The sequence below is a fragment of the Lysinibacillus sp. GbtcB16 genome (assembly GCF_019091145.1).
Classification (GTDB): Bacteria; Bacillota; Bacilli; order Bacillales_A; family Planococcaceae; genus Lysinibacillus; species Lysinibacillus fusiformis.
Genome location: NZ_JAGXJV010000001.1, coordinates 1,076,501 through 1,092,169 on the forward strand (window position 1 = coordinate 1,076,501; position 15,669 = coordinate 1,092,169).

The following is a 15,669-nucleotide window of genomic DNA, read 5'->3' on the forward strand; positions in this document are numbered from 1 at the left end:
TTTATACTAAAAATTACTATATATCTTGTGTTGAGATTAGTAAAACGAATGTTTATAATGATTAGGATTAAAAAAATTCATGTATGTAGAGGTATTGCTGATGAGCTTAGTGAAATATGAGATTTTAACAAAGGTAGCAGAGGTAGCAAGCTTTACAAAAGCAGCAGATGCACTAGGTCTAACTCAGTCTGCTGTCAGTCACGCCGTGTCAAGTTTAGAAAAAGAATTTGGATTTGCGCTCATACATCGAAGTAGAGTGGGTGTCACACTGACAAGTGAGGGGCAAACCATGCTAAGGGCGATGCGTCAGGTTTTAGACGCACAGGAATTATTGCAACAAGAGGCAGCACATATTCATGGAGTAACAAGAGGAAATGTGCGTATTGGCGTTATTTCAAGTATATCTTCCAATTGGATGCCAGAAATTATTAGGATTATGGATAATCAGTTTCCTGGAATACAGGTGGAATTACGCGAGGGTGATTATTATGAAATTGAACAATGGCTACTCAGTGGGGAAATAGAGGCTGGATTTTTAAATGGTCAAAAATCTGAGCAATATCAATATACGGAATTACAGCAGGACCCTTTATTATGTATCGTTTCAGATCAAAGTCCACTATTTAATAAGTCTGAGATCGATATTGTTGATTTAGAAGATATGCCTTTTATTATGACTTCCTATAAAGGGACCAATGATGTCAAAGTTTTGTTGGAACAATATCATGTGAAGCCCAATATTCGCTTTGAGCTTTCAGAGGAGGTCGGCATTGTTTCTATGATTTCTCATCAACTTGGGATTAGTATTTTACCCCAATTGGTCATTCAGACTTTGCCGCCTACCTTAAGAGCGATTCCTCTGAAGCAAGGTGCCTACCGTACGATTGGAATTGCGATGAAGCATAATGCATCACCTGTAACGAAGAAATTTGCGGAAATTTTAAGTGCATGGCTGATGGAACAAAAAAATGCACTATGATGGAATCTATTGAAGCCTATCCTTGCATTACGGTAAAATAGTAGGTGTATATATTTTAGAAAATAGGTGAGTGGATGGGGACATTACAAGGTAAAACCGTACTCATTACAAGTGGGGGAACACTTGAAAAATGGGATCGTGTACGAGGGCATACGAATTTATCAAAAGGGACAATGGGCTGTTATTTAGCGGAGGCGGCACTCGCTGCTGGTGCTAATGTAGTATATATGCATGGTTATTTTGCACAGCTTCCAGTGAATCACGATCAAATGAAATTGATTAAATTTGAAGGTATTGAGGATTTAGGAGAAAAGGTTCGTCATGCTGTCCAACAAGAGCGTGTTGATATCGTTATTATGGCTGCGGCTGGCTCCGATTGGGTCATTGATAAAGTATATGATCAATCAGGCAACTTGATGGAGGGAGCGGGGAAAATGCCTTCAGATGAGCCACCTATTATTCATTTTAAAAAGGCGCCAAAAGTCTTAGGGCAAATTAAGGGCTGGCAACCGAATGTGACGTTAGTAGGGTTTAAGCTAGAAGCGACCGATGATGAGGAGTTTTTATTAGCACGTGCAAGACTGCGAATGGAAACAGCTCATGCTCAATTGATGGTAGCCAATAGCTCTCAATCTTTATATGACGGGGACGAGCCCCATTGGATTGTACCTGCTGATGGACAGCCTATGAAAGTAATGGGCAAGCAAAAAACAGCCGAAGCTTTAATGATATATTTACAACATCTATAAATATGAACTGTGTAGAGAAATATTTCTACACAGTTTTTTCTTGTTTAAAAGAGGTGTATCATTTAATATTTACTTAACGGTAGGTAAAAAAGGAGAATGATGATGGGGAATAAGGAACAAACTTTTCAAAAGATTATAGAAGTCGCTTATGTGATGTTTGCAGAAAAAGGGTTTGAAAAAACAAGTTTAGCCATGATTGCTGCAGAGGTCGGTATATCGAAACCAGCCATTTATTATTATTTTCAATCAAAGGATCAATTAATCACTTACTTATTTGATGAACTGTATAAAGTAATTCAACAGGATGTCGCAGTGGATTATAAAGAACTTTCTCGCGTTAATTTCAAGGAAAAATTACTAGAGTTGGGCTATAAGTCTATTGAGGCGCAGGGCAAGGATCCTTATTTTAATAAAATATTTAACCAATATATACTATTAGCAGCTCGCGATGAAAGCTATAAGAAACAATTAGTAGAGCTAGAAACCAGCTTTTTAACAAGCTTTGTTGAGGTTCTACAATATGGCGTGCGGTTAGGGGTTCTAGAGGATACTCCCAATATAGAAGCAAAGGCACAGATGCTAGCCTTGGTCTATGATAATATCGGTAATTTCATGTTAACAGGTAACCAATTGAACTACAGAGCTATTTGGAAGGAGGCTGTGCATAGCGTTATCCAAGGAGGCGGAGATGGCAAAAAGAGTTGATGATCGGCGCATTGAAGGCCTTGATTTTGCAAGAGCTCTCGCCATGTTTGGTATGTTCATTGTCAATTTTGGAGTCATAACGGGTTCTACAAAGAATGGTTCAACATGGTTGGTGGCCTTACAAAATCTATTTGAGGGGCGTGCCTCGGCCGTATTTGTCATGCTAGCAGGAATAGGAACAGCTTTAATGACTCGTCAGGCTAGAGAGACTAAGGACCCAATACTTCTTCGCAAGAATCGACTTACTTTGTGGAAGAGGTCGCTTTTGTTATTCGTGATAGGGATAGTCCTATATACGGTCGGCTGGACAGGAGATATCTTACATTATTATGGCGTGTATATGTTTGTTGCCGCATGTTTGATTGCCCAATCCAAGAAAATGATGATGTTCATAATCGGTGTCATCCTCATCCTTTCACAATGGCTCCATATTCAATTTAATTACCTTGCTGGGTGGCACCCAACATATGTATTACTTGAGTATCTTGATTTTTGGACACCGGCAGGATTTATAAGAAATTTGTTGTTTAATGGCTATCACCCACTATTTCCCTGGATTTGTTTCTTTCTAATTGGCATGGTAATCGGCTCATTAGATTTAACTAATCGCTCATTACGAAAAATCTTATGGGTGATGGGCTTATTGCTAGTCATAATGACGGAGACTTTTTCAACGCTATTTATTAAGATGACAACGATCCATTTCTTAGATGTAGAGAGTGCATTATATTTATTTGATACGGGACCGATTCCACCGAATATGATGTATGTACTATCTAATTCGGCGTCGGCAATTGTCCTTATCGTGGGCTCCATCTATCTTGTTGAGACATGTAAAAATAAAGTAATTGAAGCTTTGATCTTTACGGGACAATTGTCTTTAACGCATTATGTCGGCCATGTTTTTATTGGGATTGGAATATTAATTGTTTGCCAAAAGTTGGAGAATCAGACGCTTGCTTTTTCCATGCTATATGCCTGCTGTTACTTTGTAGGATGTGTGCTTGTTTCTGTCTGGTGGAGAGCTAAACATCGTCGAGGTCCCCTTGAATTCTTGATGAGGAAATGGAGTTCGTAATAAATTAATGGATTGCCATCTATTTTTCGTTGATTAGGCATAAAATACTTTAGATATAGATAGTTTTCTAATCTAAAATAATCATTACAAAGTATTCAGCTAGGTTTTCTAATATTTTGTATTGACAATCTTATAACAGAATTATAGAATTATTTTCAAGAAACGCAGTACTCTTATCAAGATAGGTGGAGGGACTTGACCCAATGAAGCCTCGGCAACCGAAACATAGGTGCCAATTCCAACAGATGTATCTGAGAGATAGGAGGGGCTATCAATCAGTTTGATGCATTGGCCTCTTTTGTACAACAAGGACGAAAAAGAAGGGGTGTATCGTATGGCTCAGTCGGCAAAGGTAGAAGATAAGAAATTAGAGGCTATTGCAAAGGCCATTCAAAATCTTGAATTTGGTGAAGTGCATATTACGATTCAGGATGGTGTGATTGTTCAAATTAATAGGCTTGAAAAGCAGAGATTTCCTCAGAAGAAATAAAGGATCATTTCAGTTGAACGATGTGGAAAGGCCACCAATAAGCATGGTTTCCGTTGCTTACAAGTGGCCCTTTTTTTATGGCAATTAGCTATAGAAGCTTTTTGGAATCTGACCGATATGACGGCGATGATAGAGAAGCGGCTCCTTTTGAGAGTTTGTAATATCTAGCACTTGCCCAATAAAAATAGTATGATCACCTGCATCTATTTGCTGAAAGGATTTACATTGTAAAATAGCTGCTGTATCATGTAAAATCGGTAGTCCTAAAGAAGAAGTGGACCATTTTGCTTGAGCAAAGCGATCTGGGACTTTACTTGCAAATAATGTACATAATTGCTCTTGATCACTTGCTAAAATATTGACAGCGAATTTTTCCGCACTCATAAAGTAAGGATGAAGCTGAGATTTTTTATCAAGTGACCATAAAATAAGTAGTGGGTCAATGGAAACAGATGCAAAAGAATTGACGGTTAAGCCAATTGGATTCGTTTCATGACATGCTGTAACAACTGTTACACCTGTAGGATAGTTACCTAATGCCAATTTAAAAGCAGCAACATGATCTGTCATTCAAATCACCTCTTTATAGTTAGTAATAAATTAGTTAACGGAGTTAGTAGGTAAATTGCACTTTTTTTCATACCATATAGTAACTCCTTTTCTTAAGTAAATATTAAATCAATTACACATCCAGGTAAAGCTAATGGGGGAAAGAAAGGGGAATTGCCATGACTTTATATTTTGATCATCTGGTACATCAAGTAGAATCACCGGAAAATATAAAGGTTTTCTTCAATAAACGAAATGTCCATACAGTGAACGGTGGTCAACACACAATGTGGGGGACTTACAATACACTAAGTTATTTTGGCTTAAGCTATATTGAACAAATCGCTATTTATGATCGTGATTTATTTGAGCAAGCAGCCCTGTACCCATATTCCCTACATTATACGTTTAAACGTGATCATGAGCGCCAAGGATTTTCACGAATTGCCTTACGCACCAAAAATATTGAAGACGAGGGTCAACGATTGCGTGCATTGGGCTATGAAGTATATGGTCCCGATGCTTGTAGCCGCACAAGACCGGACGGCACGATAATCGAATGGAAGCTATTGCATTTTGGCAGACCCGGCCTTTCAGTGGATTTTCCATTCTTAATTGAATGGGCAGATGGAGATGAGGAGCGTTTGTCTCAATTAAAGGCTAGTGGCGCGATTGATGAAAAACAAGCCATTACAATGGAATCCATTCAGTTTTTTGTCAAGGATGTGATGGAAACGGTGCAGCTTTGGCAGAAGGTATTGCAACTACCCGAGTTTGAGCAGCATGAGCAGTTTATGTCTCTACAGCTACCGAATATGCGCTTGGATTTTTATGAGGAAGCCTCAGCATCTAGCATGACGCTCGGTCATTTAAAAGAAGGGCCAATCGGTGTTACATTGAAGGATCCACACCGAACAAAGGAAACATTAGTGTGTCCAGGTGCTTTTTATTGGATTAATAGATAAATTAAAAATCCACTTCAATCGTTGAAGTGGATTTTTATGTGCAAACATGCAAAAAGTGGATTGAGCCATTTTCAAATACTTCATCCACTTACTATATCCTAGCTTATAATTTTACAACATTTGATGCTTGCGGGCCGCGATTGCCTTCCACAACATCAAATGAAACCTTTTGACCTTCTTCAAGTGTACGGAAGCCTTCCTCCTGGATGCCCGTAAAATGTACAAATACATCTTCTCCATCATCACATTCAATAAAGCCATAACCCTTTTCATTATTGAACCACTTTACGATCCCATGTTGCATAAGCATTCGCCTCCAATGCGCTTGAAAGTAAAATAAAGTTAAAGAAGTCGTGCTATCAATGAGAAAATGTGAAAAAATTGCATTTTCTCTTAGAACATACATGAATTGAACAAAAATGTCAATTGATTGTCGGAATGCTAGCATATCTGACTTTCTTTTTTTTCACAATTAAGACTATAATGGAAATGAACAACATAGAAAGTAGGATGCCAAATGACAACGAAAAATCAACCATTAACAGATTTAGAAATCGCGAGTCAAGCAGTGATCAAACCTATTACGGAAATTGCCAATGCTGCAGGTATTCCAGAGGATGCGCTTGAGCAGTATGGCCGCTACAAAGCGAAGATTGACCCATTAAAAATTACAGCTCAAGGTGAGGACGCAAAGGTTGTATTAGTGTCAGCTATTAGTCCAACCCCAGCAGGTGAAGGGAAGTCGACTGTGACTGTAGGACTAGCTGATGCCCTTCATCAATTAAATAAGAAAGTGATGGTAGCTTTACGTGAACCATCTCTTGGTCCAGTAATGGGCGTAAAAGGTGGCGCAACAGGCGGAGGCTATGCACAGGTAGTACCAATGGAGGATATTAACTTACACTTCACTGGTGACCTTCATGCGATAACAACAGCCAATAATGCTTTATCAGCTTTTATTGATAATCATATCCACCAAGGGAATGTCTTAAACATTGATCCACGACGTATTATTTGGAAACGTGTGATGGACTTGAATGATCGTTCATTACGGAAAGTGATTGTAGGATTAGGAGGGCCTGTTCAAGGCATGCCACGTGAAGACGGCTTTGATATTACGGTTGCCTCCGAAATTATGGCAGTGTTCTGTTTAGCAACAAGCATTGAGGATTTACGCGAGCGCATCGCTAGCATTGTAATTGGCTACACATTTGAGCGCGAGCCTGTTTTTGTGCGTGATTTACAGGTAGAGGGTGCCTTAACATTATTATTGAAGGATGCCTTTAAGCCAAACTTAGTACAAACATTAGAAGGGACACCAGCTATTATACATGGGGGTCCATTTGCTAATATTGCCCATGGCTGTAATTCCATTATGGCGACACAAACTGCTCGTAAGCTAGCTGATATTGTGGTGACAGAAGCGGGCTTCGGCTCTGATTTAGGTGCTGAAAAGTTCATGAACATTAAAGCTCGTAAAGCAGGCTTTAAGCCAAGTGCCGTTGTGATCGTAGCAACGATTCGTGCACTAAAAATGCATGGTGGTGTTCCAAAAACATCACTTGTCGGTGAAAATGTGGAAGCCCTGCTCCAAGGGATTGAAAATTTAGCTAAACACGTCGATACGGTACGTACATTTGGTGTTGAACCGATTATTGCATTAAATCGTTTCATTACAGACACAGAGGCAGAGCTAGAGGCCGTTCTAAACTGGTGCCAAGAAAATCATGTACGTATTGCCCGAACAAATGTCTGGGAAGAGGGCGGTAAAGGTGGAGTAGCCTTAGCTGAACAAGTACTAGCTGTGTTGGAAGAAGAAAACAACTTCTCACCATTATACGATGTAACAGAGTCCATTGAAGAAAAAGTGCGTACCATTGTACAAAAGGTATATGGTGGAAAAGATGTTCAATTCACTGACCAAGCTAAAAAACAAATGGCTCAAATCGAAAAATTCGGCTGGGATTCTCTACCGATTTGCATGGCGAAAACGCAATACTCTTTATCCGATCAACCTAGCTTACTTGGACGTCCAGAAGGCTTCACGGTCACAATTCGTGAGGTGATTCCAAAGCTTGGTGCTGGTTTCTTAGTTTGTCTGACAGGCGATATTATGACAATGCCAGGACTACCGAAAGCTCCTGCAGCCTTACGCATGAATGTCGATAATGACGGACATGCGGTAGGATTGTTCTAAATAAATGTTGAAAAGCTGCCCTTTACAAGAGGTGCAGCTTCTTTTTTTATTTATTAGCTGATAAAAGCCTAGTCATTTTAACATCTCCTTCCTCAAATACCACTAAAAAGGATTCTGATACCTTCCTTCTATACTTGATAACCTGTCGAAACATTCATCATCGCCATTTTTTTAGAAAATTTACGATTCTAGTTGAAAAACTAGGATTTTTTTCATGTGATTAAAAACTCGAGAAGCTTCCTTATATAAATGTGTTTGGTATTTTTTATCAATAGTTCTCTGTTATTGGAAGGAAAAAGCGGATTTTTACAAAGAGAAGCAATTGTCAAATGAATTTTTATTTAAAAAATACATTGAATTTTCTTTTTCTTTTAAATATAATTTACTTAATTCTAATTCGGAACACTGTTCCGATTATAGGAACACGGAGGGATGGAGTCTTGAAAATCGCAACAGATATTGGCGGTACTTTTACCGACCTAGTTTATACAGATGAGAAAGGAAATCTTCATTTTGACAAAGGGCATACGACGCCAGGTCATTTTGAGGATGGGATATTAAACGTATTAGGACGACATGTAACAGAGGATTCTCTCATTGAATCGTTTATCCATGGTTCTACGGTAATTATTAATACATTAACAGAGAGAAAAGGTGGCGTAGTCGGATTAATTACAACAAAAGGCTTCCGTGATATTTTAGAAATTGCACGTGGTAACCGACCCGACTTATATAATTTTAAATATAAAAAGCCAGAGCCATTTGTAGAGCGTTATTTACGACAAGAAATCGATGAGCGCATTGATTTTAAAGGAAATATTATGAAAGCGCTTAATAGGGACGAGGTTGGAGAGATTGTCCATCAATTTAAGGAATCAGGTGTAGAGGCAATTGCCATTTCGCTGATTCATGGCTATAAAAACCCTATTCACGAGCAGCAATTAAAAGAAGAAATATTAAAAATTTGGCCCGAGGTGTATATTACACTTTCAAGCGAAACGATTAAGGAATATCGTGAATATGAAAGAACAAATACAACGGTTTTAAATTCATATGTGAAGCCCATTGCTCACGCTTATTTAAAAAGCTTAAAAGAAAAATTGAGCACAGTTGGTATTACGGATCATTTAAAAATTATGCAATCAAATGGTGGGACAACAAGCTTTGATAAAGCGATGGAGTTACCAATCAATCTAGTAGAGTCTGGCCCTGTAGCAGGAATGTTTGGGGCAGCAAAATTAGGTGAGCTTCTAAATGAGTCCAATATTATTGCCTTTGATGTGGGTGGTACGACAGCGAAATGCTCACTTATTACAGATGGCAAAGTAAACGTTACGACAGATTACTATATTGAAAGAAATGAAAAATTTGCTGGCTATCCAATTAAAACTCCAGTTGTAGATATTGTTGAAATCGGCAATGGTGGGGGCTCTATCGCTCGTGTGGATCAGTTCGGTTCCTTAAAGGTTGGTCCGGATTCTGCTGGGGCAAACCCAGGTCCAGTAGCCTATGGGCTAGGCAATACACAGCCAACGATTACGGATGCTAATGTTTATTTAGGAAGATTATCATTAGCCAACTTCGATAATCCAGTTTCTATCGACAAAGTAGAGGAGGCACTTGTTGAAGCGATTGCGAAACCGTTTAATGTTTCAGCGGAAGAAGCAGCGCAAGGTATTTTAGATATTGCGAATTCCAATATGTTAAATGCGTTGAAGCTCATTTCCATTCGTAAAGGCTATGATCCAGAAGACTTTACAATGGTTGCCTTTGGCGGCGGTGGTCCACTCCACGCTATTAATTTAGCAGAGGAATTAGGCATGAAAAAGGTCATTATACCTTATGGGTCCTCTGTCTTTTCAGCATTAGGAATGATGATGACAGAATATCGACAAGACTATATCCAAACAAGTTTAATGGGCTTTGATCACACGCATCTTGCGGAAATTCAAGCGAATATTGATCAAGCTATTGAAAGTGCCTATGCTGACGCACCTTTATCGAAAGAGCATTATTATTTCGAAATTAATTATGATTTACGTTATAAAGGCCAAGAGCATGCAGTCAAATTGAACGCATCGAATATCACGATTGATGATGAAGGGCTTCTTCAATTGGCTGAAGCGTTCCATGTAAAGCATAAACAAGAATTTTCATTCGATTTACCAACTACTCCAATTGAATTAGTAAATCTACACATTACCATCTATGGAAAAGATGAGGCTGTTCAATTTAAAGAATTAGATTTCTCTCATATTGATGTGTCAACATGTATCAAAACAAAGCGCAACTTATATGTGAAAGAAAAGGGTTGGGTTGAAGTCAATGTTTATGACCAGCAAAAGCTTGCTCCTGAGTATGTCATTGCAGGTCCTGCTATCGTTGAAAACCCAACATCTACAGTCGTGATCAATGAAAAGCAATCCATAGAAATTGATAAATATGGCAATTTGATTGTAGAGATGGAGGGGAAATAAATCATGAAAAAAGACGTTTTTGCTGTAGAGATTATTCAGGATTCATTGCTAGCCATAGGGGATGAAATGTTTGTCGCGCTAGCTCGCTCTTCTATGAGTCCCGTCATCTATGAAGTATTAGACTATGCCTGTGGTTTAACAGATGCACAGGGTAATTTAATTAGCCAAGGAAATGGTGTTACAAGCTTTATTGGTATGCTAAGTCCAATGGTGCAGCGAGTCATTGAAAAATTCGATCATGGCCAAAATTTACATGAGGGCGATGTCATTATTATTAATGACCCGTATGTAGGGGGAGGCTCGCATTTATCCGATGTTGGCTTAGTGCTTCCGATTTTTTATAATGGTGAAATCATTGCTTACTCTGCCAATAAAGCACACTGGACAGAAGTTGGGGGCATGGACCCTGGTTCATTTACAAGTAATTCTAATGAAATCTATCAGGAAGGTCTACAACTGCCAGGTGTTAAACTTTATCATAAAGGTGAATTGAACGAAGCCATTTATGAGATTATCTCGACGAATGTTCGTTTACCAGAGCTATCTATCGGCGATATGTTTGCACAAGTAGCGGCTTTAAAAACAGGCGAAAAGCGAATTACAGAGCTTTGCCAGAAGTTTGGTGCTGAATCGGTGAAATTGTCCATTCAAAAACTATTGGACAAGGGTGAGAAAATTGTAGAGCTAGAGCTTCAGCATTTGCCAAAAGGTGAGTTTTACGCGGAGGACTTTATTGAGGGAGATCCATTAAAGGGTGGACCATACCCGATTAAAGTGAAAGTAACGATTAGTAATGAAGAATTTATTTGTGATTTTAGAGGCTCCCACCCAGCGGTGAATGTGCCGGTAAACTGTTCTAAATTTGGTTTAATGGCAAGTGTGCGTGTAATGTTCCTAGCATTACTAGGTGATATTGATGTCATTAATGAGGGAGTCTTTAAACGTTTAACTATTTTAACGGATGAAAATTCAATCGTCTCGGCTAAACGCCCACATCCAGTATCCATGAACTTTGAGGCACGTATTGGGGCAGCAGATTTAATTTGGAAAGCACTTGCGTCACATTTACCAGAAAGATTATCAGCAGGACACTTACAATCCGTTTGTACATTTATTCTGACAGGTAAAAATCCTGAAAATGATGAGTCATTCCTTATCGTTGAACCATCTGTTGGTGGTTGGGGAGCATCGAATGATGAAGATGGTCAAAGCGGGCAATATTGTATGGGAGATGGTGAAACTTATAATCTACCTGTGGAAATTGCCGAAACAAAATATGGCATTCAAATTGATGAGTATAGCTTAAACTGTGACGGTGCAGGTACAGGCCAATTTAGAGGTGGCTTAGGTGTACGTCGTGTATATACAATCAATAATGATGGTCAAAAGGTTTCAGTCAACTTAGGGAGACACCAATTCGCTCCATTTGGTTTAAGTGGAGGAGGCGAAGGGTCTCATAACTATTTAATCGTTCATAAAAAGGATGGCTCCACAATTGGACCAGTTGGCGTACTAGCCAATTATGAATTGCAAAAAGGCGATCGCATTGAGCTAGTTACGGCAACAGGTGGTGGCTATGGTAATCCACTTGAAAGAAGTCAAGAGGCTATTGAGCGTGATGTGTTAAATGAATATATTTCTGTAGAAGTAGCAAAAAAGCATTACGGTTATTAAAACGCTTAAAGGGAGAAATGAATGACTGTCAAGACATTAAAAAACTCATTAGATATACTAGAGTGTTTTGCGACGACAGAAAATGCAATAGGTGTTCGTGAAATTTCGCGCATGATGAAAATGCCGACAAGTGTCGTACAAAGAGCCATTAATACATTTACAGAAACGGGTTATTTAATTCAGGATGAAGGCACGAAAAAGTATAAATTAGGCTACAAAATGTTCCTTTTTTATGATGTGCTCTCACATACAATGGACCCACACTCGACTATTTATGAATTAATGCAAAATCTTGCAAGTGAAATAAACGAATCGGTGTTTCTCACTTATATGGACAATGAATATGGTGTCACAACAAAAATTGCCGAAAGTAATAAAAATGTAAAGTATGCGGTGTCTTTAGGAACAAAGACACCCCTTTACATCGGTGCTTCCTGTAAAGTCATGTTCGCCTTTTTAGAAGAAGATAGACAGCTTGAATTAATAGCATTTTTTCAAAGCAAGCAATCGAAAGAGGAGCATAATGAATTTCTTGAGACATTAAGGGAAGAGCTACAAAGTATACGCCAAAATAAATGGTGTGTAACCGTTGGAGAATACAATGAACACGCTTTTGGTATCAGTGTACCGTTATTCAACTATAAAAAAGAAATTATCGCATCTCTTACAATTTCTGGATTAGTATACGATATAGATGATCAAAGGGAGAAATATATGCTTGACCAGTTAGTGAAAGTAGTTCATCAGATACAATCGCATATTTCAAAACTATAACAGCAATAGGGGAGCTGACAGTATGAATAATAAAGTATTACACCCACGGGCTTTGGAGCCTGTAACGCTACTAATGATTGTTTTAACATCAGTCGTTGGGGCCATTATCGGGATACAGCTGATTACGACTTTGGGGATTTCTGCCAATACATCAATCGTTGGGGCAATATTTGCGATGATTTTAGGAAGAATTCCAATTGGCAAACTAATTGCATTTAAATCGGTGCATAGACAAAATATTATTCAAACGGCCATTTCATCAGCTACTTTTAGTGCAGCGAGTAGCTTAATGTTGCCAATTGGTATACCATACGTTTTAGGCTATGAAAATTTAGTATTACCGTTGTTTATCGGTGTTATTTTAGCGATGTTTGTGGATGCTTTATTATTATATAAATTTTTCGATACAAAAATTTTCCCAGCAGCAGGTACTTGGCCACCAGGGATTGCGACAGCTGAAGCAATTAAAGCTGGCGATAAAGGCGGTAAAAATGCCAAAGTATTAGTTGGTGGTGTATTAATCGGTATCGTGGGATCTGTTCTTAAAATTCCAATGTCAGCTTTTGGGGTAGCGTTTATCGGTAATATTTGGGCGCTTACGATGTTTGGGATTGGGCTTTTACTAAGAGGCTATTCGGTTCAATTATTTAATATTGATTTAAATGCTTATTATATTCCACATGGCATTATGATTGGTGCCGGTATCGTGGCTCTATTCCAAGTAGCATTCACCCTATTAGGGAAACGCGCTGCTAAAAAGTCAGAAGAGTTAAGCTATTCAAAAGATACGAAAGAAATTCGCCGAGGGTTCGGTGTTGGGTTTATTGCCTATTTAGCGATTGCCTTATTAATTGCAGTTTTAGGCGGTATTATTACACATATGTCATTTGGAATGTTAATAGGTTTCATCCTATTTGCAACTATCGCAGCATTTGTCCATGAGCTGATCGTTGGTATTGCGGCAATGCATGCTGGATGGTTCCCAGCGTTTGCAGTGGCATTTATTACACTGATTGTTGGTATTTTAATAGGCTTCCCTGCACCAGCTCTTGCTTTGTTAGCAGGTTACAGTGCAGCTACAGGGGTAGCATTTGCGGATATGGGTTATGATTTGAAAACTGGTTTTATTCTTCGTGGAAACGGTAGTGATCCAGCACTAGAAAAAGAAGGGCGTAAACAGCAAATGATCGCTGGTATGATTGCCTTCTCTATTTCTGCAATTGTTGTTTTACTATCCTACAAATCCTATTTTGCACAAGATTTAGTAGCACCTGTTAACCATGTTTATGCGGCAACTATTCAATCTGGTGTTACAGGGGATGTAGCGAAACAACTAATGATTTGGGCAATTCCAGGTGCATTGATCCAATTGATTGGTGGCTCGAAACGACAAATGGGTATTCTTTTTGCTACAGGTTTATTACTGATCAATCCGATTGCTGGATGGGCGGTATTAGCAGGTATCTTACTTCGTGTTATTTTCACATACGTGACGAAAGGTAAGAGAGAATCTGAAATGACTGTCTTTGCAGCAGGTGTTATTGCTGGGGATGCTTTATACAGCTTCTTCTCTTCTATTCTAAAAATAGGGAAATAGAAAGGAGTAATGCTCGATGGCAAAAGTATTAACGTATGAGGATGGGATTGCTGCTGTTTATGGAGGGGCAATCCTTGGTGGAGGCGGAGGTGGCCTCCTAGAGGAAGGGCTCAAACTGGTGGAGGAAATTTTTGCAGCCGGGGAACCTCAAATAGTCGATATGACAGAACTAGATGGCGAAGATTTAGTGGCGTGTGTGGCAATGGTAGGCGCACCTTCAGCAGTCGATCAATATATTTCGAACGAGCAGCTTTGCTGGAGCTATCGCAATATGAACACACATACCAATCACCGTCTAAAAGGCATCATTACCAATGAAAATGGTGCCATCACAACGATTAATGGCTGGTTGCAGTCAGTTTTATTAAAGGTGCCTGTCGTGGATGCTCCTTGTAATGGGCGGGCACATCCAACGGGAATTATGGGTTCCTTAAATCTTCATGAACAGCAAGACTATCAATCAGTGCAATTTTACGCAGGTGGCAAAGATGACTTTGCGGTCCAAGGGTTTGTGGAAGGCCCACTACAAAACACGGCTAAAACGGCACGACAAGCGTCTATTCTAGCAGGAGGGTTAGTAGGTGTGACGAGGAATCCTGTGACGATAGATTATTTACAGAAACATGGGGCACCGAATGCCATTACAATGGCTATTGAGCTTGGCTATCGTTTCCTCAATGGACAAACCTTTGACGATAAATTGACCCATATTTTACAGCAATTGAATGGGGTGCATATCGTAACGGGGAAGGTCCAACATTATTCATTAACGAAGGAAAATGGCTTTGACGTAGGGAAATTATCCGTTGGCGATTACGATTTGACTTTCTGGAATGAATACATGACGTTATCGAAAGAAGGACAGCTACAATCGAAATTTCCAGATCTTATCATGACATTTGATACGGAAAAGATGCTGCCAGTTCCAAGTGCGAGCATAAAAGAAGGCATGCATGTGGCGGTCATCCATGTTGATCAATCTCAATTAAAATTAAGTTCAACGATGCAAAATCAAGAACTATTAAAAGAAATTGATGAGGTCATCAAGGCCGTGTTGTAGGATCTACAAGTTAACTAGCAAATAACATAATAAAAGCTGCCATCATCTACATGACTGTAAGATGGGCAGCTTTTATTCGTCCTTCAGCGGGAAGGTATTACATTTTATCACGATCGTTCCTACTTCCTTTATAACTTCTAACAATTTGGCTTACATGAATCTTCATTGTATTTATACGACTCATTCACGTGGTTCTATAAACTGGAAGTCATCATCGTGTACGATTTTCATTAAAGGGAGGAGCTACGTTCATACAACTTGAAGAAGGTAACAACCAATAACGAAAAACAATTACACATGGCTTCCATTTAATAATAACCTTTTGGTCGTAAAAACAACTAACTTGTTGTTCACAATTTTCGGCTGTACATCATG

14 protein-coding genes and 1 riboswitch are annotated in these 15,669 nt (G+C 39.0%); of the genes, 12 read left to right on the forward strand and 2 right to left on the reverse strand.

Features of this window, described 5'->3' with window-relative positions; all coding sequences use genetic code 11:
* Window positions 1–100 precede the first annotated feature (100 nt).
* The 5 genes from KVT27_RS05190 (at window position 101) to KVT27_RS05210 (ending at window position 4,001) form a co-directional block, all read left to right on the forward strand.
* Entirely contained in the window at window positions 101–979 is an 879-nt protein-coding gene (locus tag KVT27_RS05190; protein ID WP_036146496.1) for a LysR family transcriptional regulator, read from the forward strand.
* Between the two features lie 74 nt (window positions 980–1,053).
* Window positions 1,054–1,728: a phosphopantothenoylcysteine decarboxylase domain-containing protein gene (locus KVT27_RS05195; protein ID WP_036124957.1), complete on the forward strand. Its 675-nt coding sequence runs from the start codon at window positions 1,054–1,056 to the stop codon at window positions 1,726–1,728.
* A gap of 102 nt (window positions 1,729–1,830) precedes the next feature.
* Window positions 1,831–2,433, forward strand: coding sequence for a TetR/AcrR family transcriptional regulator (locus KVT27_RS05200; RefSeq protein WP_036124958.1), 603 nt, complete (start codon window positions 1,831–1,833; stop codon window positions 2,431–2,433).
* Window positions 2,417–3,511 (forward strand): DUF418 domain-containing protein, encoded by a 1,095-nt coding sequence (locus KVT27_RS05205; RefSeq protein WP_217580879.1) that lies wholly within the window; start codon window positions 2,417–2,419, stop codon window positions 3,509–3,511. Before KVT27_RS05200 ends, KVT27_RS05205 begins: the two co-directional genes overlap by 17 nt.
* 170 nt (window positions 3,512–3,681) lie before the next feature.
* Window positions 3,682–3,776, forward strand: a riboswitch (SAM riboswitch).
* A gap of 69 nt (window positions 3,777–3,845) precedes the next feature.
* A complete protein-coding gene (locus tag KVT27_RS05210; protein ID WP_080709351.1) occupies window positions 3,846–4,001 on the forward strand; it encodes a YezD family protein in 156 nt (51 codons plus the stop codon).
* 84 nt (window positions 4,002–4,085) lie between these two features.
* On the opposite strand, the gene KVT27_RS05215 is transcribed toward KVT27_RS05210, so the two are convergent.
* Entirely contained in the window at window positions 4,086–4,571 is a 486-nt protein-coding gene (locus KVT27_RS05215) for a flavin reductase family protein (RefSeq protein WP_008180194.1), read from the reverse strand.
* A gap of 158 nt (window positions 4,572–4,729) precedes the next feature.
* Between KVT27_RS05215 and KVT27_RS05220 the strand changes: the two genes are divergently transcribed.
* Window positions 4,730–5,515 (forward strand): VOC family protein, encoded by a 786-nt coding sequence (locus tag KVT27_RS05220; RefSeq protein ID WP_036124965.1) that lies wholly within the window; start codon window positions 4,730–4,732, stop codon window positions 5,513–5,515.
* 103 nt (window positions 5,516–5,618) lie between these two features.
* On the opposite strand, the gene KVT27_RS05225 is transcribed toward KVT27_RS05220, so the two are convergent.
* Window positions 5,619–5,819 (reverse strand): cold-shock protein, encoded by a 201-nt coding sequence (locus tag KVT27_RS05225; RefSeq protein WP_008180199.1) that lies wholly within the window; start codon window positions 5,817–5,819, stop codon window positions 5,619–5,621.
* Between the two features lie 213 nt (window positions 5,820–6,032).
* Between KVT27_RS05225 and KVT27_RS05230 the strand changes: the two genes are divergently transcribed.
* The 6 genes from KVT27_RS05230 to KVT27_RS05255 all read left to right on the forward strand — a co-directional run bounded on the left by KVT27_RS05230 (window position 6,033) and on the right by KVT27_RS05255 (window position 15,294).
* Window positions 6,033–7,712: a formate--tetrahydrofolate ligase gene (locus tag KVT27_RS05230; protein ID WP_008180201.1), complete on the forward strand. Its 1,680-nt coding sequence runs from the start codon at window positions 6,033–6,035 to the stop codon at window positions 7,710–7,712.
* A 440-nt stretch (window positions 7,713–8,152) separates the two neighbouring features.
* On the forward strand, window positions 8,153–10,189 hold the full coding sequence (locus KVT27_RS05235; RefSeq protein ID WP_036146487.1) for a hydantoinase/oxoprolinase family protein: 2,037 nt from the start codon (window positions 8,153–8,155) through the stop codon (window positions 10,187–10,189).
* 3 nt (window positions 10,190–10,192) lie between these two features.
* The gene (locus KVT27_RS05240) at window positions 10,193–11,863 is read left to right on the forward strand and encodes a hydantoinase B/oxoprolinase family protein (RefSeq protein WP_036124968.1); all 1,671 of its coding nucleotides are present in this window, start codon (window positions 10,193–10,195) and stop codon (window positions 11,861–11,863) included.
* 21 nt (window positions 11,864–11,884) lie between these two features.
* Window positions 11,885–12,637, forward strand: coding sequence for an IclR family transcriptional regulator (locus KVT27_RS05245; RefSeq protein ID WP_036124970.1), 753 nt, complete (start codon window positions 11,885–11,887; stop codon window positions 12,635–12,637).
* Between the two features lie 22 nt (window positions 12,638–12,659).
* Entirely contained in the window at window positions 12,660–14,234 is a 1,575-nt protein-coding gene (locus KVT27_RS05250; RefSeq protein ID WP_036124973.1) for an OPT/YSL family transporter, read from the forward strand.
* A 16-nt stretch (window positions 14,235–14,250) separates the two neighbouring features.
* Window positions 14,251–15,294 carry an S-methyl thiohydantoin desulfurase domain-containing protein gene (locus tag KVT27_RS05255; RefSeq protein ID WP_217580881.1) on the forward strand — a complete coding sequence of 348 codons (1,044 nt, stop codon included), beginning with the start codon at window positions 14,251–14,253 and terminating at the stop codon, window positions 15,292–15,294.
* The last annotated feature ends 375 nt before the right edge of the window (window positions 15,295–15,669 follow it).

Coding starts and splice junctions, on each gene's coding strand:
- KVT27_RS05200 (WP_036124958.1), top strand. CDS start 1,831: ATGGGGAATAAGGAACAAACTTTTCAAAAGATTATAGAAGTCGCTTAT.
- KVT27_RS05195 (WP_036124957.1), top strand. CDS start 1,054: ATGGGGACATTACAAGGTAAAACCGTACTCATTACAAGTGGGGGAACA.
- KVT27_RS05190 (WP_036146496.1), top strand. CDS start 101: ATGAGCTTAGTGAAATATGAGATTTTAACAAAGGTAGCAGAGGTAGCA.
- KVT27_RS05245 (WP_036124970.1), top strand. CDS start 11,885: ATGACTGTCAAGACATTAAAAAACTCATTAGATATACTAGAGTGTTTT.
- KVT27_RS05240 (WP_036124968.1), top strand. CDS start 10,193: ATGAAAAAAGACGTTTTTGCTGTAGAGATTATTCAGGATTCATTGCTA.
- KVT27_RS05225 (WP_008180199.1), bottom strand. CDS start 5,819: ATGCAACATGGGATCGTAAAGTGGTTCAATAATGAAAAGGGTTATGGC.
- KVT27_RS05250 (WP_036124973.1), top strand. CDS start 12,660: ATGAATAATAAAGTATTACACCCACGGGCTTTGGAGCCTGTAACGCTA.
- KVT27_RS05230 (WP_008180201.1), top strand. CDS start 6,033: ATGACAACGAAAAATCAACCATTAACAGATTTAGAAATCGCGAGTCAA.
- KVT27_RS05205 (WP_217580879.1), top strand. CDS start 2,417: ATGGCAAAAAGAGTTGATGATCGGCGCATTGAAGGCCTTGATTTTGCA.
- KVT27_RS05255 (WP_217580881.1), top strand. CDS start 14,251: ATGGCAAAAGTATTAACGTATGAGGATGGGATTGCTGCTGTTTATGGA.
- KVT27_RS05210 (WP_080709351.1), top strand. CDS start 3,846: ATGGCTCAGTCGGCAAAGGTAGAAGATAAGAAATTAGAGGCTATTGCA.
- KVT27_RS05215 (WP_008180194.1), bottom strand. CDS start 4,571: ATGACAGATCATGTTGCTGCTTTTAAATTGGCATTAGGTAACTATCCT.
- KVT27_RS05220 (WP_036124965.1), top strand. CDS start 4,730: ATGACTTTATATTTTGATCATCTGGTACATCAAGTAGAATCACCGGAA.